Raw genomic sequence first — 23479 nt, forward strand, 5'->3', positions numbered from 1 at the left:
ATGGAAAGAAGAGAATTTCTTCAAAAAGGTGCATTGGCACTGGCAGGTACAGCCGCTTTTTCGAGCGATTTATTTGCCGCAGCAAAAGAAAAACATGTGGTTGGTGTGCAGCTCTACTCTATTAGAGAAGATATGAAAAAAGACCCACTTAGCAGCCTAAAGAAATTGGCAGAAATGGGCTATACACACGTAGAACACGCCAACTATATCGACCGCAAATTTTATGGATATTCGGCTAAAGAATTTCGTAAAGTATTAGATGATTTAGGTTTAAAAATGCCAAGCGGACATACCGTAATGGGCAAAAAACACTGGGACGAAACAACAAAAGATTTTACTGATTCTTGGAAACAAACAGTAGAAGATGCTGCCATTTGTGGACAAAAATATGTGATAAGTCCATCGCTCGATATTAGTATGCGTAAAGATTTAGAGCAATTAAAGTATTTTATGGATGTCTTTAATAAGTCAGGCGAGCTTTGTAAAAAATCAGGTATGAAGTTTGGTTACCATAACCACGACTTTGAATTTAGTCTGAAACTCAGCAGTATGAAGGTTTATGATATAATTATGCAAAATACCGACCCAAGTTTGGTTGCTCAACAACTCGACATTGGTAATATGTACGGTGGTGGCGGACGTGCTGCCGATTTATTGAAGCAATATCCAGGCAGGTTTGAATTGATGCACGTAAAAGATGAAATCAAAAGTTCAACCGAACACATCGGTTGGGAAAGTGCGATTCTCGGCACAGGCGTTATCGGTGTGAAAGATATTATTGATACAGGTAAGAAATCGGGTGGTACAACTCAGTTTATCATTGAGCAAGAATCTTATCAAGGCAAAGCTCCGTTGGATTGCATGAAAGAAGATTTGGCAATCATGAAAAAATGGGGTTATTAATCACCCTTTGCTCATAACATTTCTTATAAACCATAGTTTAAATATGAAGTACACAAGGTAAATGCTTTGTGTACTTTATATTTTTAATTCTTACAACAAACCAAGATTTATGAAATATTTCAGTTTTAGTAATGGCGATAAAATGCCTGCTTTGGGCTTGGGTACTTGGAAATCGGCCAAAGGTGAAGTGTATAAAGCAGTAAGAGAAGCTATTGTCATTGGCTATCGCCACTTTGACTGTGCCTTTATTTACGGCAATGAAGCTGAAATTGGACAAGCCATTGCCGATGCTATCAAAAACGGAGAAGTAAGCAGAGAAGAACTTTGGATAACTTCAAAGCTTTGGAATAACCGTCATAGAAAGGAAGATATTCAAGGAGCGATTGAAATCACCTTGCGTGATTTACAACTTGAATACCTCGACCTTTATCTAATTCACTGGCCAATCGTACTCCGCAATGATATTGATTACCCACAAAGTGGCGAACACTTAGTAAGCCTCAATGAAGTTTCGCTGACTGAAACTTGGGCAGGAATGATTGATTTACAAGCCAAAGGCTTGACTAAGCATATTGGTGTTTCTAATTTTAGTATCAAAAAAATCGAGCAAATAAAAGCAGATACAGGCGTTTGTCCAGAAGTTTTACAACTTGAACTTCACCCATTTCTACAACAAAAAGCCATCCTAAAATTTGCCAACGAAAATAAGATTATTCTCACAGGCTATTGTCCGCTCGGTTCGGCAGATAGACCAGCCAGTAGGATTTCAGTTGGTGAACCAAAACTTTTTGAGAATCAGACAATTCTAAGTATTGCCTCCGAAATCGGCTGCTCTCCAGCACAAGTAATGCTTGCATGGGCAATTTGCCGAGGTACTTCTGTAATTCCGAAATCAGTAAATCCACAACGCTTAGCTGATAATTTGGCCGCAGCCGATATTGACCTCTCAGCAATACAACTGGAAGCCATGAGTGCTTTAGACCAACATTATAGATATATTAAAGGAGATTTTTGGTGCTTAGAGGGCAGCGATTATACGATAGCTAACCTTTGGGATGAATAAAAGCATTACATGATTACGGTAAAATGATGATGTCTATCCAACCTTTTCTAAGAAAATGGTATCTTATCAGAAATATCAAAATTTTATTGAATCATGAAAAAGCAAGGTATTAAAATCTTTTTGTTGGCTACTTTTCTGATTGGCTCGACTATGAGTTGTACTTCCGAAAGCGTCAACACTGACTGCACACCTACCAGCGTGATAGGCGACAAAACATCAAAAGACGAAGATAATGCGGTCTTAACACAGCTTTTCAAGGAAATTGAGAGTTTGAGCAACTCTAAAACTTGTGATAATGCAGGACAATGGCTTTTTACACCCATTGGTGCAAAAGCCTGTGGTGGGCCGAGTGGCTATATTGCTTATAGCTCGCAGATTGATGTTGCGTGTTTTTTGAAAAAAGTTGAGCATTATACCGCACAAACCAAAAAGTATAATACAAAGCACGGTATCATATCTGACTGTATGATAAGTCCTTCTCCAAAGAATGTTTCATGCGAAAACGGCAAACCTGTTTTGGTTTACTAAACACAAAAATATATTTACCAAAGCTCTAAATTTCAGTATTTAGAGCTTTTTTTCGATACTACTCATTAATTAACTAAGGTTAACTAATTTTTATTTTTAAAGTCTCAACTTTGCACAGAAGTAGTGAATAGACACACAAAACTGTCTATAAACAGCTATTTTTCAACTATGTTCCATATAGAAATTCGTTTCATCTTACAAGATAAAGCGACACTCACTCTATAAAAAACTTGTTTTGTGCTTTAAATTTTTCACATAAATCTACATTAATTAAAACCCATGAAAAAGCAATTAAAATCTATTCTTGCGTTAACCGCACTCGTATTTGTTCTTCAAGCGTGTTCAAAAGATGACGTTGACTCATCGCCAAACAGTAGTGGTAGTAGAGCTATTAAGTATGAAATTACTGGTAATTATTCAGGAGAATTACTCGTAGTAGCCACCACAAATAATGATAATTTCGAATTGATTGAGGTAAAAAAGCTCCCGTGGAAACTTGAGTTTACCGCAAAAGAATCTATCCAAACTGTGGTAGCAACAGCACAGGGTTCTACACCTGGTTTAGCAGGCCAAACCGCTACTTTGAAGACCTACGTTGGCGGTACAGAAGTAAGTTCGGGAACTGGAACCGCTTTAAGCTCAGGATTTATCTCATTGACAAATAAGGCATACATTCTGAAGTAATATAATCCTAACATAGCCGACCTTTAGTTTATTTCATGAAATTTACCATTCATATAAATTCTTTGTAAAAAAGGTAAATATTATGCTCATTTGCGGTTCATTTTTCAAGAAAATTACAAAAATGAATCATTATTACGAAAAACTCTTCGATTATGTATCCGAAATTCTGATAATGCCAGAGTCGGACAAAGAGCTTTGTAGGCAATTATTTAAGCCTGTTTTTGTGCCAAAAGATACTATAATTGAAAAGGCGGGTACTGTGCATCAGAATCATACATTTATAGTTTCGGGGTTTATGCGGAACTTCTATCTTGATAAAGATGGCAACGAAATCACTAATGACCTAAACGACGGCTCAAGGTTTTTTACTTCATATTTTAATTTTATGAATCGTACGGTTTCAAACGAAACCGTACATACTATTACTGACTGTGAACTTCTACAAATCAGTCGAGATGATGTCGATATTGCAGCCAGTCAAGGTATCACACAAAAAGATTATACCGTTCAGATTTTAAATAAACGCTTGGAAATCAACAAACAACGGGCTTTTGATATGGCCAACTTAACAGCCGAAGAGCGTTATAATAAATTTATGAAAGAAAACCCTAATATCATTCGTCATGTGCCTTTGGGTTATATTGCTTCATTTTTAGGCATTACACAAAGACATTTGAGTAGGTTACGAAAAGAAAATAGGTAAAAACACAAAAATGGCGACTGAAATTTTAGAAAAAATTGGTTATTTCTCTGACAAAGACATTCAGCTTTTTGAAAAAAGTCTGTCCAAGCGAGTGGTTCAGAAAGGAGAGATTCTCCTCAAACAAGGTCAAATCTGTCAAACAGTATATTTTATTTCAAAAGGAGCGTTTTTAGAATACAATTTTAAAGATGAAATCGAACAGAATATTATTGATTTATACATTGAAAATGAATGGCTTCTGAATAAACAAAGTTTTGTCAGGCAAGAGCCTTCTGAAACCATCATCGAAGCATTTTCAGAAAGCGTTATTTTTAAGTTAGACATTCACTCTATCCATAATTTGATTGCCAACTCGCCTGCTTTTCTGCAACTGGGAAGTATTTTAGAGCCAGCCCATTCAAGAATTCAATTTTTTGATAATTCTCTTAGCCCTTTGCAGAAATACCAATATCTACTCGAAAATCGTAGAGAGATTGTACAGGCTTTTCCATTGAAAATCATTGCTTCTTATCTAAAAATAACGCCCGAAACCTTGAGTAGGGTTCGAGAAAAAATCACCAAAGGGCTTTCTTGATTACAATCAAGTGCTTAAGTGAAAGTAACGCCGTACTTTTAGGAAAAAAATATATCAATGGAACATAAAGCTATTTCTATCAGGCCATTTATTGGAGCCAAAAACTTTGAAATTTCCCGCAGTTTTTATCGTGACTTAGGATTTCAAGAAGTCGTTTTAGGTCATAATTTTTCTTATTTCAAAACCGAAAGTATCGGCTTTTATTTACAAGATGCCTATGTTAAAGATTGGATTGACAATTCAATGATTTTTTTGGAAGTAGATGATACAGACCGCTATTACAACGAACTTTTAAGTCTAAATTTACCCCAAAAGTATGAGGGTGTAAGGCTAACGCCAGTCAAAGTGTTACCGTGGGGAAAAGAATGTTTTCTGCACGACCCATCAGGCATATTATGGCATTTTGGTGAATTTTTTAACAAAGGGTAAGTCTTTCTTGATTACAATCAAGTGTAGGCTTGAAGATGAGCATCTATTTTTGTGGCATCACAAAAAATACATACTCAATGAAAACAACATTCACAAAATTTGCAGGCTATTGTTTAGTTATTGGCTCAGTATTAATGATTCTGACGATGGTTTTGCACCCAGCTGGCGGAGACTTAGAGCATATCGTCAGCATTTCAAATGTGCTAATTATCAGTCATTCGATTGCTGTTTTTAGCGTACCATTCGTTGCTTTTGGCTTTTATGGTTTATCCGAAAACTTAACAACCAATAACCGACTCTCCTATTTGGGCTTTGCTTTTATTGTATTTGCATTGTTTGCTGCAATGATGGCCGCTTCAATCAATGGATTGATATTACCGATGTATGCTTCAAAGTTTTCGACCGAATCTGGGCAAAATCTCGAAAATGTAAAGCTAATTATCAGTTACGGTTCTAAATTCAACAAAGCAATGGATTATATTTTTATCTGGGGGTATTCGATTGCTATGTTTATTTGGTCAGTAATCATTATTCAAACCTCAAAGCTGCCTCGTTGGATTGGCTTTTACGGTTTTATTCTTTTGGCATTCGTACTTCTTGGATTTTTGTTAGAATATAACTTTATCAGCGTTTGGGGATTCAGAATTTACATTTTCGGAATTGTCAGTTGGATAGTACTTGCGGGCATTTTTATGACTTCAAAAAGAAGCTTCTGAAATATCATTAAAATCAAAAAAAGCCCGCTCATAAAATGTCTTATTATTTTGATAAAACTCAGCATATTTTTAGCTAATCGTTTAATCATTTCTGAAACATTTTCAACAATTATGAAACTATTACTTTTAACAATTCTTCTTTTACCATCTGCGTTTGATATTTTTGCTCAACAAGATACCATCGAAGTAAACTCAAAAAATCTTAAAATCAATGATATACATTTTGGTAACTCTACTTATATCATTTATTCAAAAAATGGCGAAAACAAGCCAGCTCAACGTAATACTTTAGTGAAAGTAAATGTATCTAAACAAAATCATAATGGGCGTGAGGCTATTGCAATTAACCAAGTTTGGGAAGCAGCCGACACTACCGAACATAGAGCATTTAGTTTATTAAGAGCGAACGATTTAAGTACGATTCAGCATGATTATTGGTGGAAGCGAACAGGACAAAAAATAAGCTTAGATTTTGAAAAGCGAACAGCAAACTTAGAAGGTAAGTTTAACGATACCCAAAAAGAGAAATTTATGAAAGATTTCAATATCGCTACCGAAAGTGGCAATTTCTTGAATTGGCACTGCGATATGGTCATTTTTCCGCTTTTACCTTTTAAAGAGAATGCGGTTTTTAAAATCAGATTTCATGACCCAGGTATAAAAACTCCAACCAACGAAATTTATACCATCATCAAAAGTGAAACATTAAAAGGTTTGGGTGACGAAAAAATTGATTGTTGGGTAATGGAGTATGCTCTTCCGAAAGGTATGAATGGGTATCAAAGATATTGGATTGCTAAGAAAACAAGAGAATTTATTAAAGAAGAAGATAAAGTCAATAATTTTTATCGAATAAAACTTAGAATGATAGTGTCGGAAACAGATATTTAAGATAACCAAAAACATTTTGCAGGATGAAATCAAAGTTTTTTATTCTTTCGAGTACTCTTATTGTATTCATTATTTCGACCACCTTATTAGGTTTCAAATCAAAGAAAAAGCTTTCAATTGATGGTGTTTGGACTTTTATTGAAGTACAGACCGTAAAACCTAATGGGAGATATACTTCCACCTACCCAAAAGAAAGTGTCGCCATCTTTTCAGATAATCATTACAGTTTTTGTTGGACAAGTCATGTTTCCACTATCCATAGTTGGCAAATAGCTGATAGTGTGAAGTTAAACCGATTCAACCAATCAATTATCAATACTGGTACTTTTGAACTTAAAGACTCAATCTTGACCACAAAAGCACTACTCGCTATGAACCCGATGTTTGTCAATGGACTGGCAAAATTCAAGTGTTCGTTTAGTGGAGACACATTAATTCTGACGGGATTGAGTGTTACCTCATCAGATAAAATTCCTCATCCCATATATGCCGGAGGGTCGCATATAGTTAATAAACTTTTAAAAGTAAACAGTAAACCAAATTGAGATGTTAATTGAAGTATTGGAAAATAACCAAAAGAATTTACGTAATTTTTTGTAACTTTTACATCAAAAAATCGCCACTCATCCTAATAGGACATTTGTCTAATTACGCATAAAGAATAGCTCATTAGTTTTGAAAAACAAAACGCTATTCTTTATGCAAAAAGACACTCTACCTCTCGAAAAAACTACCGAACAGGTTAGTTACAATCCAAAACTATTGAATTTATCAGCAAAATTTTGGTTCATCATTGCCACCATTGGACAATGGATTTTTGGCTTTTATGTAGTTTCGGTTTATCATGTCTCAACTTTCAAAGGCAACTTTGAAAAATGGAATACTGTACTTCCAAAAGGCTATGTTGCGGGCGACTGGAAAGGAAATTTGATGGTCGGCATTCATGTAATTTTAGCCGCAATTATGATAATCGGTGGCCCCTTACAATTTATTCCGCAGATTCGTGAGCGGCTACCGAATTTTCATCGTTGGTTGGGTAGAATTTATGTTATCACAGCCATTGTAGTTAGTTCGGCGGGGTTCATTATGGTCTGGACACGTGGCACGGTTGGTGATACTTTTATGCACATAACCAACAGTATTCAAGTCATTTATATTATATTTTTTGCCATTCAAACAATCAGATTTGCTCAAAAACGGCTAATAAAGCAACACCGAATGTCTGCACTTCGCCTTTTTATGGTAGCCAATGGGGTTTGGTTTTTCAGAGTTGGTCTAATGGCTTGGTTGGTTATCAATCAATCTGCGGTTGGGTTTGACCCAGAAACTTTTACAGGGCCATTCTTGTGGGTATTATCTACTTTCGCTTATGCAGTTCCTATCTCTTTGATTTTACTTGAAATGTATTTCTATGCTCAAAAAATGAAACGACAAACCTTTTCTAACCTTACCGCAAGCATTATTTTCTTATTTACAATTATTATGGCAGTCGGGATTTTTGGAGCAACAATGGGAATGTGGCTACCAAGAATCTAAAACAAAACCCTCGATTAAATTATTGATAATAAGAGCATTCATTCAAAATATCACTTGACTAACTTTCTATAAAGTTCGGTTTTTGAAGGGTCAACGGCTGATAATAAAGTGAATGCTTTTTGCTTTTCATCTTTGGTAGCCTCTGAAAAGATATTGACCATTTCTTGGTTTTTGGCATTCATAAAGCTCGTAAGCAATACTGAGTTTGTCTTTAATTGCTGCATTGCTTTTATCGAGGTCAGTAAATCCATTACTTGCTTGCGTCCGCCTACTGGGTCAATCGTAAAATTATCAAGAGCAATTCGGTGATAATTATACATTCCCTCACGGAAGGCCAAGAGTTGTTGATTTTGTAGGTTTTCTACTAACCAATAACGATTACGTTGGTCGCCTGATTGTTCCCAACCACCTTGCCCAGCACTTGAGGCTAAGTTGGCAATGTTATACGCTCTCGTCAGATACGGATTTCCACCTAATTTCCCAAACGAATCATAATCAACCGTAAGGGCAATTAAGGAATAGAAGCCCAAAATTGACGTTAAGTTATTGGTAAAAGTTTGCTCGTTGAAATTCATTTGTCGGTCTTCTGGTGTGAACGAAATATTGAAATTTCGGTCAACATAACTCAACACAATCGTCTCGTAAGTAGTATTATAGACTGGGCGAATGACTTGAAATTGTGCATTTCCTTGATAGACATTTTGCTGCGGAGATTTCGTAAACGTAATAATCAAATTGCATTTGATGCGTTCTTCTTGGCTGTAAATATCGCTTGTCCAGCGTTTGCCGTTCATAAAATCGCTTATAGCAGTTTTCATATCAACAAACACCTGCTTTTCCGATGCCTGCTGAGATTGCAACTGGTCAGAAACAATCGTTACGTTACAGTTTATTTCCTGAGCATTACTCACAAATGAGCCAGTTAGTAATACTAATAATACAAGTTTTTTCATTTTCAATGAATGTTTTTGTGTTTGTCAAAACACTATCTTTAAATTAGCTAACGTCTGCATGGTTTTGAACCATGCAGACGTTTTTTTTGATGTTATTCGCCTAAATAAAAATCCTACAATTTATTCATGACAGTTGCCAAAATATCTTGAGCAACTTCTTTTTTTGTTTTAAGGTCAAAATCATACACTTGTCCTTCTCGGTCAATTATTTTGATTTTGTTTGTATCATAACGAAAACCAGCCCCACTATCTTGTAAAGAATTCAAAACTACGAAATCAAAATTTTTGCGTTCGAGTTTTCCCTTTGCATTTTCAAACTCATTATCTGTTTCAAGTGCAAAACCTACAATTATCTGACCAGTTTTTTTCTGTTGCCCCAAAGTAGCCGCAATGTCGGTAGTTTTGGTTAATTCAATATTAAACACATCTTCCTTTTTCTTAATCTTTTTGTCGGCTACATGTAGAGGTGTATAATCAGCAACGGCAGCCGATAATACCACAATATCGCTATCGGCAAAATATTTGGCGGTTGTTTCAAACATTTGTTGTGCCGATTGTACTTTTTCAAGCTTCACTCCCTTTGGTGATGCAATCGAAACTGGCCCACTTACGAGCGTGACCTCGGCCCCTGCCATCTCAAAGGCCTCGGCAATAGCAAAACCCATTTTGCCAGATGAATGATTACTAATAAACCTCACGGGGTCGATTGGCTCTTGGGTTGGCCCTGCCGTAATCAATACTTTCTTGCCCTGAAAAGCAGGTATCTTCGAGAAAAAACGGTTCAACTCATGCACTATTTGTTCGGGTTCGGCCAAACGCCCTTCACCTACCAATCCACTTGCCAATTCACCAAATTCAGCATTAATTATCTGATTGCCATACGAGGTCAGTTTTCGTAAATTCTCAATCGTGCTTGGATGCTTGTACATATCTAAGTCCATTGCAGGAGCAAAAAACACCGAGCATTTAGCCGATAAATACGTGGCAACCAATAAGTTATCACAAATTCCGTTGGCACATTTAGCGAGCGTATTGGCCGATGCTGGTGCAATTATCATAGCATCTGCCCATAGACCAAGCTCAACGTGATTGTTCCATTCTCCCGAATCTCCTTTCGTAAAACTTGACAAAACAGGATTTCTGGAAAGCGTCGAAAGAGTAAGAGGTGTAATAAAGTCCTTAGCCGATTCGGTCATTACGACTTTTACTTCTGCTCCTTCTTTTACCAACAATCGTACTAACAATGCAGACTTATAAGCCGCAATACTGCCCGATACTCCCAACAATATTTTTTTATTTTTTAAGCTCAATGTATATTTCAGTTTCGGTGAATGATTCAATTAATAGGTTTACTTGCTTATTTTAGTGCTGGCACAGTTTTTTAGTGTTAAATAATGTCTCACAAAATTGAGATAATTCATAATAAAAATCAAAATCTAAATGCGAAGTATTCGCTTTGTTCGTTAAAAGTACGTAGTTTTTGGCTAAATTTGTTTGATGAAACGACTTCTCCACATAATAGGTTGGCTGTTTGTTGGAATTTCTTTACTAATAGGAGGTATTTTGATGTATCTACAATCTCCTACTGGGCAAGATTTTCTGACAAAAGAAATAGTTTCGTACTTAAGAAAAAAACTACACACTAAGGTTGAAATCGGAAAAGTAAGGTTTGATTTTCCTGACTGGGTTTCGCTCGAAAATGTTTATATCGAAGACCTAACGAAAGACACATTGGTATCAGGAAAACGCCTTTATCTTGACATTGATATGCTGGCATTGCTACAAAACCGTGCCGATATTAATCAAATCGAGCTTCAAGATATTCGTTTGAAAATTAATCGAACACTACCCGATACTACTTTTAACTTCAATTTTATTCTAAAAGCTTTTGATTCGGGGCCATCGGCTGATACTACTTCCAAACCATTTGATGTGGGAATGAAAGGCGTAAAACTCCAGAATGTCCATATCACCTACAAAGATGCCGTTTTGGGAACTGATGCCGATGCAAATTTTGCTTTTTTAGAAACAAAGTTTGATAAATTTAACCTCAACAAATCGCAATATCATCTTGCATCTATTAACGGAAATAAAGGCTCAGTTATTCTGAATCTTTATAAACCTTTAGAAAAAACTGTAAACATTACCCAAGCTCCTACAACAAGCACAGATACCCTCGATTTTAATTTCAAAAAACTCAACTTTACAAATATAAGTTGGCTATTTGATAGCAGCGAAGATGGTATCAGGAGTGGTGGTCAAATCGACACGGTTCAAGCCGAAGGTGAAAAGGTTTACTTAGAAAACCAAGAAATCAAATTACCAAAAGTACTACTCAACAATGCCACAGCATTTGTAGAGTTTGCAAAAAAAGCTCAACAAAGCTCACCAGTAATAAAAAAAGACACTTCCGAAAACAAAACTTGGAAGTTAAATTTGGGTGAAGTAATTGTAAAAAACACGAATCTCCGCTACGACGACAATAACAACACCAAGCAAGCAAAGGGATTCGACCCAGCACATATTGGTATCGAAAAGTTAGGATTTAAACTCGATAAATTTGTTTTTGCTCAAAATCAGATTTCGGGTATCTTGAAAAATACCACTTTTCAAGAAAAAAGCGGTTTAAATATTCAGAATATTAGTTCGAACTTCAGTTACACCAACAAAGCTCTCAATCTCAAAAAGCTCATCATCAAAACACCGAATACTTTATTGCAAGATGAATTGGCGATGCAATACAATTCGGTCGAAGATTTTAATGAAAACTTAGGTAATGTTGGTATCAAACTAAATCTAAAAAAGAGTCAACTGGCCGTAAAAGACTTACTAATTTTAGTGCCTACATTAGCCGAAAACCCTACTTTTAAAGGTAAAACCAACGAGATAATCAAAGCTGATGGAATAATCAGCGGGCGAGTAAACAACCTTGTAGTTTCAAAACTAACGGTTGATGGCTTTGGTGAAGCTCATCTTCAAGTAAAAGGTAAAATCGTAGGTTTGCCCAATACCGATAAAATGGTTGTCGATATGGAATTAGGGCAACTTAGCATGACCAAAGCAGATATTCTGCGAATGGCGGGCGATAGTGCAATTCCTAAAAGTATCGAACTACCACAATTTATTGATGTAAAAGGTAAAATAAAAGGTGGTTTACAAAACTTGGTGCTTGATGCTTCGCTTGATTCTGATTTGGGAGGAGCGGCTTTCAAAGGTACGCTTAAAAATATTACCGCCGATAAAAATCAAATGTATGATGGGCAAATAAACCTACAAGATTTTGATTTAGGGAAGTTGACTAAACAACCCGAAAAAGTTGGTAAACTTACGCTAAATGCCACAGTCAAAGGAACAGATTTCGACCCAAAAACGATGAATACTACCGTTGATGGTGTGGCTCAGAAGGCCGTAGTCAATGGTTATGAGTATAATAACTTACTTCTGAAAGGCTCAGTTAAAGACCAAATAGCTAACTTCAATGCCTCAGTCAATGACGAAAATGCGAAAGTAGTGCTAAGTACCAAAATCAATTTAGCAGACGAATATCCAGCCATTGAAGCAAAAGTAAATATCGACGAACTCGACCTCAATAAACTCAAACTTTATACGGGTAGTCTGAGTCTGAAAGGCGATATTGAAATGAATATGGTTTCGACAAACCCTGATAATCCACTCGGAAAAATATTAATTAACAATGCCGTAATCAAAAAAGACGGAAAAACTATCCCTTTAGATGGCATTGATTTGGATATTCGTAATACCAACAATCGACGAGATATTACGCTAAAATCGCCATTTCTAAATGCTCAGATTAATGGCCAATTTATCTATACCCAACTAAGCGATATACTATTAACCGAAGTAAATAAGTATTTTGCTTTGCCCGATATTGCTTATAAACCCATTACAGCACCTTATGATTTGAGCATTTCAGCAAAACTAAATAACCACCCAATTATCAAAAGTTTTGTTTCGGGAATCAGCAAATTAGATACAGTAAATTTCGATGCACAAATCAATAATCAGCGAGATACAACACTTCAAGCAAACTTGTTTATACCCAAAATCGAATACGATACTTCAAGCATTGATAATGCCCGATTCAAGATTTTTGGAGCAAATAATCATGCAAAATACGAAGGTAATGTCGCTCAAATCTTTTATAGTGATTACCGCTTCCGTCGTATTTTTATAGGTGGAGATGTTGAAAATAATGTTTTGGGGCTAAATCTCATTGCCAAAGATTCTCTCAATGCCAATCGTTATGGTTTAGCGGCAAACCTGCGTTCGATTGATAAAAAACTTCGCTTACACCTCGACGAAAAAGGCACTTTGATTGATTATAAAGCATGGACGGCAGATTCAACAGGCTATCTTGAGTACAGCCCAGCAGGAATTTATATCAATAACCTACAACTTCGACAAGACAAACAGCGATTGACAATTAATAGCCAAAGTACTACTCCCAATTCACCGCTCAACATTCAAATTGATAGTCTCAATATCAAACCATTTGTTACGCTCGCTACGCAAGACTCTACGCTTGCGGGTGGTACACTCAACGGTCTTTTCACACTCACCGACTACATGAATGCCCCTGAGTTTACAGGAGATTTGGCCATCAAAAACTTTGTTTTCACCCAAATCCCTATCGGGAATTTGCAAGTAAATGCTGCCAACGAAACATCCGACCGAATCAATGTTTTAGCAACAATTTTGGGTAATAATAATGATGTTAATATCAATGGAAAGTATCTTTTGAAAGAAAAGAAACCACTTGATTTCAAGATTAATATCAATAAGATTGGAGCAAAAACCGTAGAAGCATTTAGTTTTGGGCAGTTGAAAAATGCCCGAGGAAACCTAACGGGCCTACTCAATCTGAAAGGCGAACCAAGCAAACCTGTACTGGATGGAACTATCAAATTCGATACAGTTTCGTTTAGTTTGGCACAATTGGGTGCGGTATATCGTATTCAAAATCAGTCAATGATATTTAAAAACAGTGTCATTTCATTCAATAAGTTTATTATTGCCGATTCGCTTGGTCAGAATATGACTGTCAATGGCAATCTTTCACTGCAAAATATTCCAAACTTCAACTATAAACTCAACATCGACACCAAGAACTTCATGGTGTTAAATGGCAACCGCAAAGACAATGATTTCTTTTACGGAAAAGGCTTTGTTGATGCTAACCTAAACATTCAAGGAGTTGGTACAAAACCAGCCATTGAGGGTAGCGTAAAAGTAAAAGACGGCAGTGATATTACGGTTCTTCTCCCCGACCGAGAAATTGATAAAGCCGAAACCGATGGCATTGTTGAATTTGTAAATCTTAAAAATCCATCAGCAGCCAATGTTGCCAAAGTTGATTCAAACGACATTGCCCCTACATTTGATTTTGCTGAAGAAGTTTCTCTTAATATCGAAGTCGATGATAAATCTCAATTAACAATTATTGTTGATGAGCTAAACGGCGACAACATCAAGGTAAAAGGAAATGCCCAACTCAATACTGGTATTACACCCAGCGGGCAGCCTTATGTACTCGGTTTATACGAACTTACCTCTGGTAGTTATGATTTGTCATTCCAATTTCTGAAGAAGGAATTTGCCATTAAAAAAGGCAGCAATCTACTCTGGACGGGCGACCCAATGCAAGCCCAAGTGGATATTACGGCGGTTTATAATATTGAAGCTGAAGTACCAAGAGCAGTTGCTTCTGATAAAAACACCAATAAAACCAAAGTTCCGCTTGAAGTACAACTCAAAATGAGTGGAAACTTATCGAGTCCAGTCATTGATTTTAAAGTTGTCGTTGCCGACAATGCACCGTCTGATGTAAGCAGCGAAATCGAGAAAGATGGATACTTAAAAACACTTGAGCAAAACCCAGTAGAAATGAACAAGCAGGTTTTTGCCTTATTGGTTTTGAATAAATTCTTGGGCGAACAATCGAGTGATTTCTTTTCGGGTATAAATCCAGAAGCCATTGCTCGACAAAGTGTGAGTAAATTGCTCACTGACCAACTCAACCTACTGGCTGGCGATTTAATTAAAGGTATCAAACTTGATTTTAACCTTAACTCAACCGCAATGAGTACCGATGCTGGAAATAAAGCCCGCACTGATTTGAATGTGGGTTTAAGTAAGGCATTTCTCAATGACCGCCTAAAAATTGCGGTTGGCCGCAACTTCCAACTCGAAAACACAACGGGTTCGGCAGCAAGCTCAAATGAAATCGTAGATAATATTTCGCTTAATTATAGCCTCAGCAAAGACGGACGATACTTGTTTAGTGCTTACCGCAAAAACCAGTATCAAGCTATTCTCGATGGCTTTGTAGTCGAAACTGGAGTTGCATTTACACTCACCCTCGACTATGCGTATTTTAAAGAGTTATTTGAAAAGAAAAAATGAGAAAAGCCTACCTTTTACATACTCAAACTGATATTTTTTCTTTTTTCGGAAAGAAGCTAAAAGGCTATGTCATCTACTTTATTTCTTGTCTCTTAGGTTTCTTCGTACTTAGTTCTTGCTCCGTAAACAAATACATTCAATCGGGTGAAAGCCTTTATACAGGTGCAAAAATCAAGACCAATATTGATTCAAGCTTAAATAAAAGCCAAAAGAAAGCCCTCGACGAACAACTAAAAACCATCATTCGGCCAATACCAAACAGTATGATTTTTGGGTTTCCGTATAAAGTTTGGTTCTATTACGTAGTTGGTAAGCCTAAAAAAGAAAAAAGTCCACGAGCTTGGTTCAGAAAACGTTTCGGTGAAGTACCAGTTCTGGCAAGCAAAAGAGCCGTAAATATTAATACTGAAATCATCAGTAATTATCTAAACAACGAAGGGTATTTCCGCTCAACTGCCACGGGCGAATTAGTTGTAAAAGGCAAAAAAGCCGAAGCTATTTATGTAGCGAATGTGAAACCACGATATTCGATTGGAAAGGTAGAATTTATAAAAAAGGATACTTCAGCATTCAGCAAAAGTCTCATTCAAACCAAAGATAATTCACTACTAAAAGTAGGCGAACCATACCGATTTGATAATATCAAACTTGAGCGTGACCGAATTGATAAAGCCTTAAAACTCAACGGTTATTATTATTTCCGACCTGATTTTCTAATCATCAAAGCTGACTCAAACCAAAATGCTCGACAAGTAAACTTGTATCTGGAACTCAAACCTAACATCACCCAAACCTCACTCAAGCAATATACAATCAAAGATGTTTTGGTTTATATTGATACCCCCGATAGCACCACCAACACTGGCGTGCAAATCAGGCGTGGGCTTAAAGTTTTCGACCCAAAACGGGCATATAATAACAGAGTATTTAATGATGCCATTGGTTTTCGTAGTGGACGGCTCTATAATAGCCAAACGCACGATGCCTCACTTTCAAGATTAATCAATTTACGAAATTTTAAGTTTGTAAAAAACCGATTTGAGATGGTGAATCGCTCTGATTCTGCACTCATCAATGTGGTTTATGACCTTACTTCACTCAAAAATAAATCATTACAAGCAGAAGCGAATTTTCTGACTCGTTCCAATAACCTTGCTGGTACACAATTGGGTGTCAACTGGCTCAATAGAAACATTTTTAAGGGAGCTGAAATCTTAAAAATAGGTATCAATACTGGTTTCGACTTTCAGTTAGCAAGTAAAAATCTCAATAATACGCTAAATAGCTATTATCGTTTGGCCGCTGATGCGGATTTGACTTTTCCGAGATTCCTGCTACCATTTTATAGTGTAAGAGCAGGCCGAAATCAGGCCTTGCCCAAAACCAATATCAATTTAGGGTATGTTCGTTTGGTGCAAAAAGGCGTTGGTATAAATCCCGATAGTAGCACTTATCGTTATAATCAATATACAATTACCTCGCTACGAAGTTCGCTTAGTTATACTTTAAGAAAAAACGCCTCCGTAGAGCATAATTTCACACCGCTTTCCATCAATCTGATTAAACCACAGAATATTAGTGAGGAATTTACAGAAAAGATATTTAGAAGTGCAGGTGCAGGAAATGTACAAGATTTGCTTCGTTACGACCAAATTCTAATCACACGTTTGATTTTAGGGGGGCAATACAATATTGTTTATACCCCCGTACAAACACCCAAAAGCAAGCATTATTTTTATCTCAATGCAGGAGTTGATATTGCTGGAAATATAGCAGGTTTATTTACAAAAAAACAGTCAGATGATTCAAAACGTATTGCCAATACTGTCTTTGAGCAATACACCCGTTTTGATGTCGAAACTCGTTATTACTTAGACCTTTCACCGAGCATTAGGCTGGCCAATAGAGCCATATTGGGCTATGGTTTACCGTATGGAAACTCTAAAAACTTGCCAACTCAGGTAAAGCAATATTTTGTAGGTGGTAGCAATAGTATCAGAGCGTTTAGAGCAAGGTCTATTGGCCCTGGCAACTATAATATTTTGGGAGATAGCACTGCTATTTTCACAACAGCATACGGAGACGTAAAACTCGAATTAAATTCAGAGCTACGCATAAAAGTTAGTCAGATTATAAATTTAGCCGCCTTTATTGATGCAGGAAATATATGGTTGGCAAAATATAATGAATCTTCGGGTTATCCAGAAAGTAGTGTTTTTGGTAAAAATTTCTACAAACAACTGGCCGTTGGTGGAGGCTTAGGGTTACGTCTTGACTTCACGTATGTCAAACTTCGCCTCGACTTAGCGACACCATTCTGTAAGCCGTGGTTGCCCGAAGGCGAGCGTTGGGTGATTCAAGACATCAAACCATTTGATAAAGCATGGAGAAAACAAAATCTGATTCTAAACATTGCCGTCGATTATCCATTCTGACATAAACCAAAAAAGGAAGACTCCACTTTGGGGTGAAGTCTTCCTTAAAAAGTTCTTTCTGTAAAAAATTACTCAGCGTCTTTCCAACGGTATTCAACTTTATCTTCAATAAATTCTTCCAATGCTACTGAAGTTGGCTTTGGTTGACGCTCATAGAATCTTGAGATTTCGATTTGCTCACGGTTCTCAAAAATTTCTTCTAAGTTGTCGATATTTGAAGCAAATTCACCCAATTTTTGAGTCAATTCTTCTTTGGTTTTCACAGCCACTTGTCTGGCACGTTGTGATGCAATATAAACCGACTCATAGACATTACCAGTTTTAGCGGCTAATTTATCTACGTCTCTTGCAATGATTGAAGGATTTACTGCCATATTTTTATTTTTGTCCCCTACTTTCAAAGGAACTTTATTTTAAGTTTACTTATAATCTATTTTAACTATTATACTTTTTGATACTAACCACCCGAATAAGTAATAAATCAAGGATTACTTTTTCCTGCTTTATCATCTTTTTTAGCTGCGGCATCTTCTTTTTCTTTGGCAACTCTTGCAGCTTCTTTGGCTTTCAATTCTTTTACTTCTTGTTCGTATTTTACGGCTTTTTCTAACCCTTTAGTAGCACCGTCATATACTTTTTCAGCTTGTTTTATATATTTACTTTTCGGAAATTTATCAATGAAATCTTCATAGAATTTCAAAGCATCTGTATAGCGTTCCCTTTGTTTATTTTCAAAACTAACCGCTGCCAAATCATACTGTGACTGCACTTTCAGGAATGATAACTCTTCGATAAACTCCGAATCTGGAAAATCTTTTTGGAAATTATCAATCGCCACAACCGCTGCTTTAAAATTAGCAATCGTTACACCACTTGTTTTATAATAAAGTTTAGCCTTTTCGTAAGCTTTTTCTTCCAAACGATGTCTTAACTCCTTCAAGTTTTGGTTACAACTTTCAGCATACTTACTTTCAGGAAACGAGTTAATGAAAGTCTGTAAAGCATCAATAGCTGTAAGCGTACTTGACTGGTCAAGATTAAAGTTTGGAGAGTCTTTGTACATCGAGTTGGCGTACATATAAAATGCCTCTTCTGCCATTGGGCTATTGGCATAAGTTGCATAAAAACTCTTAAACAAATAAGCACTCATGCTGTATTGTTTTTGCTGATACTGAGCATAAGCATTATAAAACTGAGCATTTTCGGCGAGAGAGTCACCTTTCAACAATGGAATGATTTCTTCAAAAAGTATGCCTGCTTTGTAGTAGTCACCTTTTTTATAATAATCATTAGCAGCTTTATATTTCTCATCAGTAGTACCTTTCTTTTGAAGCTTCATAAACTTACTTGAACAAGCCGAAAGCATCAAAATACTAACAAATAACAGGGCGATATGTGGTCTTTTTAAAAACATGGGTGCAAAGATAATAAAAATGCTACGTTTTTGTAACGAATTTTATAGCTTAATTATTTCTAATGATTAAAATATAAGTGGTTTATGGTCTGAAACGGCTCAAATCTAAGATATTTGAAATAAGCGAGTTAGAGAATTAGGCTTGCTCAACCGATACTTTCATATCATTGAGGTAAATATTACCAAATTGTGTGGCAAATGCTACGTCACTGGCATCACGTCCGTAGGCCAATACGACCCTATTCCCTTTGGGTTGAGCTTGTGTAGCATCGAATGTAAACCATTGGTTTTCGAGATATACTTCAAACCATGCGTGCAAGTCCATGGGGTTAAGTTCATACAAATATCCCACTACCATACGAGCAGGTACATTGATGGCTCGACAAAGTGCAATGCAGAGATGAGAAAAATCTCGGCAAACCCCAATTCGACTCAAATTAATATCGCAAGCTGATGATGAAGATGAACTATAACCATATTCGTAAACTACATTATTTCGTACCCACTGGCATATTGCATCGATTTTCTCATAGCCTGTTCGATAGGCTTGTGTGATTTCGTCGGCCATATACAAAAACCTGTCTGACTCACAATATCTACTTGGTAATAAATAAATTAAGCTATAATCGGGAAGTTGCTCAATCGAAACTGCTTGAGCAGCAAAATTAACATCAATTGTTTCTGAAGTTTCAACAAGTGCAGAAGCTTGAATCTTAAAATTACCTATCGGACTCAATAATCTTTGGCAAAGATTACCATAAATATCTTGATACTCAGTAAAATTTGTGAATGGAAAAAGCGAAAATTGTTCGTCTAAAACCTGTTGAGCAGCCCCACTTTGCGGGCGAAGCATCATCACTAAAGGGACATTATCGGGACAATCGTAATCAAGCTGGCAAGATACTTTTAATTTCATTGGGGGCTATTTTTGATAAAGATAGTGGAATTATTCAGAAGAAGAAATCCTTTTATCCATTACCTCAAAAATACATTAGAAATATACATTTTAATGTTAAATTATTATTAATTCCTAAGATTTTAGAATATTCTGACACGTACTACAAACTCCTTTCAACGACCTAACAACTTTCAAAAAATAATTCTTCCTTAAAATACTAACGTTTAATTATTGTCGTTGTTTATTTAAGTGTAATTAAGAACCTTATCTGTTTGCTTACCACTTAGCAAAAAATAATTCTGCCAAAATAGACTTTAGGCAAATTCTTAATAGGTACTTCTTTCAATTTTAAGGTATTTTTAATACCACTTAATAACTTTATAATTTGAAGAAGTGTTACCTTTGCCTTAGCTTTTCACTGAAAATAAGTTAAACTGCGAAAATTATAAACCTTTTTAGAATTACGTTTATTTTTATCGTGTTTTTAACTTGTTATCTTTAACTTTCCTAATAACGCAAATGATTAACCTTAAAAGCTACGCTTTTACTGTATATCCCTGCATAAAAATTAAAAAAACCTTCCCCTTAATTATTCTTACGGTCATCTCTTTTAATTGTTTTTCTCAAAATCAATGGACTTGGATGTCAGGATATTTGGTAAGTGATGCAGCTTGGAATTACCCCCGTCCTCTACCCTCGCCTTTAAGCGTGCGAGGCACTCCGTGGACTTTAGGCAGTACCTTTAAACCTTCGGTTAGAGAACACGCTGCTGGAGGTATAGCCAATAATAATGAAATTTATGTTTATGGAGGGGCTTCTTTAGAGTCTGAATATTCTTCTGATTTTTGGGTATATGACGTTTCTCAACAAAAATGGGCATTTATTTCTGATTTAGGTTCTCAAGCTATAGCTGACTCTATTGGAAAAGAAAGCACAATTGCACATCCTGGAGGAAGAAACAGGACGGCTTCTACGGTTGATAAAAATGGAAATATTTGGTTATTTGGTGGGCTTTATTACGATAGAAATATGTCTGATTCCTATGCAAAGTCAGACTTATGGAAATATAATCCAAAAACGAAAAAATTCACTTATTTTGATGAGCATGGAGGTTCTCCAGATAAGCCAAGTCCCAGATATAGGGCCAGAGCTTGGTTTGATGATAACAATAATATGTGGTTATATGGTGGTGCGATTGATTCTCCAAGCGGTTCGCTCTCGTATAATGATTTATGGATGTTTAATACCACAACTAAAAGTTGGTTTTTTATAAGTGGTAACAAAAATGCCTCATATTGTAAGAATTGTCTCAATGGCGTATATCCAACAACTCCAGGCACTGGTGGGACACAGTATTTTCCACGTGCGAGGTCTGATTATGGATATTGGAAAGACAACTCTGGGAATGTATGGATTTATGGTGGTTATGCCGAATCTCATGGCTCAGATGAATATGGTGACCTTTGGAAGTTTAATCCTACCACAAAAGTATGGACACTCATTTCGGGAAATGACACTTTAAACCCGCCTAAAACTGCAACTAACCCAGGTTCAAGAAATGCTCCTTATTGTTGGGTAGGTAATGACAACAAACTATACATGACTGGCGGGCAAAGACAATACTGGTATTTTTTAAGAGATACTTGGCGAGTAAACCCCACAAACGGTAGTTGGGAAGTTGTCAAAATAGATACATTAACTAACGAAGCTCCTATTTCGGCAGGCCTTAAAATCGAAAATTCTACTAATATGCCAGGGTCTTCAGTTAACACCCTCAATCACCTCACTACTGGCTCACATACTTATATGTTTAGCGGATATGGTATGGGGTCGAATAACCTTTTGGGCTTTACAGGAGCCATGTGGCGATATTCTTTAGATGGCTATAATCCCAATTTAATACCAATCGCCAATTCAGACTCTCTTGTTTTACCTTACCGAGATTCTATTGCCTGTAATATAAAAGCAAATGACTTACCCAAAGGCTCATTTAATAATGCCACATTTGATATTGATATAAACCTTGCGGGAATCCAGAAGAGTCTTAGTACTACCAGTGGTACATTTACGGTTGACAGTACTGGAACTGTTTGGTTTAAACCAACAACCACCAACTTTGTGGGAACTGTTTTATTGAGTTATACTTACCAAAATTCGGCTAAGTATGTTTCAAACACGGCACAGCTCAAGCTAATTGTCTATAAATGTGCCACGACCCAATTAACTCTTGCGTCACCCTCTAACGATATTACGAACGGAGTCTATCAATACAATAATAATGAATCTGCCAAACTTATTAATAAAATAAATCCTGTCGGTGAAAATACAGTGACAGTTAAAGTAAATGCCGCCACATCAATTGTATTTCTACCTGGTATGACAGTCAATACTAATAATGGTTCAACCTTTGAAGCCAAGATATCTGGCTGCAATTAAAATATAAAAAGATGAAAAAAAATTTTTACTCTTGTTTAGTAGCTGGTGTGTTTGTAGTAGCTTGCAGCTCTCGAACCATAGAAATCGACCCAAATATTATTCTTATTCAAGATAGTAATTTTGAAAAAGCCTTAATTGCAGAAAAAATTGACTCTGACAGCACTATTAATGGTCAAATAAAAAGGTCTGATGCCGAAGACGTTAAAGTTTTGAGCGTTCCGAACTTACAAATAAAATCATTGAGTGGTATTGAAGGCTTTAAATCCCTTACTTATTTAGATTGTTCGTTAAATCAGCTAACAAATCTTGATGTAAGTCAGAATACTGCTTTGGAATCGTTAGATTGTTCATCAAATCTTCTTACTAATATTGATTTAAGCAAAAATCTCAATTTGGCGGCATTTAATTGTGTTAATAATCAATTAAAAGATTTATCCATTCCGAGTAAGCAGTTATATGCCCTAAATGCCAATAATAACTTATTGGTGACGGTATCAGTTGATGCGGCTACAAGACTTTCATTGCTTTATTTATCAAATAATCAAATCAAAAGCATTAGCCTAATCAATAATCAAGCTCTTGCTGAGTTGAAATGCAACAGCAATAAACTCACAACAATTGATTTGAGTAAAAACACTAAGCTACGTTATTTAGATGTATCGAACAATTCATTATCAACGCTTGACTTATGTAATAATACCGAAATTCTCAAACTCATTTGTTCGTCGAATAATATCGCAAAAATTACTATTCCGAAAAAAATACAACCAATGTTTGTAAATAACACGGCATTAATTGATAGTAAAACTTCTTATTCGACTTGTGATTGAGATTTAACCTAATCTTTCATTAAATTAGCATTAGAATTGGCTCTTTTTGTGAGGTTATATCGT

General features: G+C 36.2%; 20 protein-coding genes. 15 read left to right on the plus strand and 5 right to left on the minus strand.

Annotated elements, in window-relative coordinates; translation table 11 throughout:
- The 11 genes from IEX65_RS19660 to IEX65_RS19710 all read left to right on the plus strand — a co-directional run bounded on the left by IEX65_RS19660 (position 1) and on the right by IEX65_RS19710 (position 8027).
- Positions 1-903: a sugar phosphate isomerase/epimerase family protein gene (locus IEX65_RS19660; RefSeq protein ID WP_188768539.1), complete on the plus strand. Its 903-nt coding sequence runs from the start codon at positions 1-3 to the stop codon at positions 901-903.
- A 109-nt stretch (positions 904-1012) separates the two neighbouring features.
- Positions 1013-1966, plus strand: coding sequence for an aldo/keto reductase (locus IEX65_RS19665; RefSeq protein WP_188768541.1), 954 nt, complete (start codon positions 1013-1015; stop codon positions 1964-1966).
- 93 nt (positions 1967-2059) lie between these two features.
- Positions 2060-2494: a hypothetical protein gene (locus IEX65_RS19670; RefSeq protein ID WP_188768543.1), complete on the plus strand. Its 435-nt coding sequence runs from the start codon at positions 2060-2062 to the stop codon at positions 2492-2494.
- A 279-nt stretch (positions 2495-2773) separates the two neighbouring features.
- Positions 2774-3178 (plus strand): hypothetical protein, encoded by a 405-nt coding sequence (locus IEX65_RS19675; RefSeq protein ID WP_188768545.1) that lies wholly within the window; start codon positions 2774-2776, stop codon positions 3176-3178.
- A gap of 121 nt (positions 3179-3299) precedes the next feature.
- On the plus strand, positions 3300-3881 hold the full coding sequence (locus IEX65_RS19680) for a Crp/Fnr family transcriptional regulator (RefSeq protein WP_188768547.1): 582 nt from the start codon (positions 3300-3302) through the stop codon (positions 3879-3881).
- 10 nt (positions 3882-3891) lie between these two features.
- A complete protein-coding gene (locus tag IEX65_RS19685; protein ID WP_188768549.1) occupies positions 3892-4455 on the plus strand; it encodes a Crp/Fnr family transcriptional regulator in 564 nt (187 codons plus the stop codon).
- A 57-nt stretch (positions 4456-4512) separates the two neighbouring features.
- On the plus strand, positions 4513-4884 hold the full coding sequence (locus IEX65_RS19690) for a VOC family protein (protein WP_188768551.1): 372 nt from the start codon (positions 4513-4515) through the stop codon (positions 4882-4884).
- A 77-nt stretch (positions 4885-4961) separates the two neighbouring features.
- Positions 4962-5600: a hypothetical protein gene (locus IEX65_RS19695; RefSeq protein WP_188768553.1), complete on the plus strand. Its 639-nt coding sequence runs from the start codon at positions 4962-4964 to the stop codon at positions 5598-5600.
- A gap of 111 nt (positions 5601-5711) precedes the next feature.
- Complete coding sequence (locus IEX65_RS19700; protein ID WP_188768555.1) at positions 5712-6491, plus strand: DUF3108 domain-containing protein; 780 nt, start codon at positions 5712-5714, stop codon at positions 6489-6491.
- Positions 6492-6514: 23 nt separating this feature from the next.
- Positions 6515-7036 (plus strand): hypothetical protein, encoded by a 522-nt coding sequence (locus IEX65_RS19705; protein ID WP_188768557.1) that lies wholly within the window; start codon positions 6515-6517, stop codon positions 7034-7036.
- A 154-nt stretch (positions 7037-7190) separates the two neighbouring features.
- Positions 7191-8027, plus strand: a complete 837-nt coding sequence (locus IEX65_RS19710; protein ID WP_188768560.1) for a DUF2306 domain-containing protein — start codon at positions 7191-7193, stop codon at positions 8025-8027.
- A gap of 50 nt (positions 8028-8077) precedes the next feature.
- Here the strand turns inward: IEX65_RS19710 and porD are convergent, their stop codons facing one another.
- Both porD and coaBC read right to left on the minus strand, forming a co-directional pair.
- A complete protein-coding gene (gene porD, locus IEX65_RS19715; protein ID WP_188768562.1) occupies positions 8078-8980 on the minus strand; it encodes a type IX secretion system protein PorD in 903 nt (300 codons plus the stop codon).
- A gap of 113 nt (positions 8981-9093) precedes the next feature.
- Positions 9094-10290: a bifunctional phosphopantothenoylcysteine decarboxylase/phosphopantothenate--cysteine ligase CoaBC gene (coaBC, locus tag IEX65_RS19720; protein ID WP_188768571.1), complete on the minus strand. Its 1197-nt coding sequence runs from the start codon at positions 10288-10290 to the stop codon at positions 9094-9096.
- A gap of 187 nt (positions 10291-10477) precedes the next feature.
- On the opposite strand from coaBC, the gene IEX65_RS19725 reads away from it, so the two are divergent.
- Together IEX65_RS19725 and tamL are read left to right on the plus strand one after the other, a co-directional pair.
- Positions 10478-15403 (plus strand): translocation/assembly module TamB domain-containing protein, encoded by a 4926-nt coding sequence (locus IEX65_RS19725; RefSeq protein ID WP_188768574.1) that lies wholly within the window; start codon positions 10478-10480, stop codon positions 15401-15403.
- On the plus strand, positions 15400-17838 hold the full coding sequence (gene tamL / locus IEX65_RS19730; protein WP_188768584.1) for a translocation and assembly module lipoprotein TamL: 2439 nt from the start codon (positions 15400-15402) through the stop codon (positions 17836-17838). Before IEX65_RS19725 ends, tamL begins: the two co-directional genes overlap by 4 nt.
- A 68-nt stretch (positions 17839-17906) precedes the next feature.
- Here the strand turns inward: tamL and IEX65_RS19735 are convergent, their stop codons facing one another.
- The 3 genes from IEX65_RS19735 to IEX65_RS19745 all read right to left on the minus strand — a co-directional run bounded on the left by IEX65_RS19735 (position 17907) and on the right by IEX65_RS19745 (position 20168).
- On the minus strand, positions 17907-18212 hold the full coding sequence (locus tag IEX65_RS19735; RefSeq protein WP_188768585.1) for a DNA-directed RNA polymerase subunit omega: 306 nt from the start codon (positions 18210-18212) through the stop codon (positions 17907-17909).
- 107 nt (positions 18213-18319) lie between these two features.
- Positions 18320-19252 (minus strand): outer membrane protein assembly factor BamD, encoded by a 933-nt coding sequence (locus tag IEX65_RS19740; protein WP_188768587.1) that lies wholly within the window; start codon positions 19250-19252, stop codon positions 18320-18322.
- A 136-nt stretch (positions 19253-19388) separates the two neighbouring features.
- On the minus strand, positions 19389-20168 hold the full coding sequence (locus IEX65_RS19745) for a transglutaminase domain-containing protein (RefSeq protein WP_188768590.1): 780 nt from the start codon (positions 20166-20168) through the stop codon (positions 19389-19391).
- Positions 20169-20669: 501 nt separating this feature from the next.
- On the opposite strand from IEX65_RS19745, the gene IEX65_RS19750 reads away from it, so the two are divergent.
- The gene (locus IEX65_RS19750) at positions 20670-22586 is read left to right on the plus strand and encodes a Kelch repeat-containing protein (RefSeq protein WP_188768592.1); all 1917 of its coding nucleotides are present in this window, start codon (positions 20670-20672) and stop codon (positions 22584-22586) included.
- Positions 22587-22597: 11 nt separating this feature from the next.
- Complete coding sequence (locus IEX65_RS19755) at positions 22598-23416, plus strand: leucine-rich repeat domain-containing protein (RefSeq protein ID WP_188768596.1); 819 nt, start codon at positions 22598-22600, stop codon at positions 23414-23416.
- Positions 23417-23479 lie beyond the last annotated feature (63 nt).

Origin of the sequence: Emticicia aquatilis (assembly GCF_014644295.1) — a bacterium.
GTDB classification, from domain to species: domain Bacteria; phylum Bacteroidota; class Bacteroidia; order Cytophagales; family Spirosomataceae; genus Emticicia; species Emticicia aquatilis.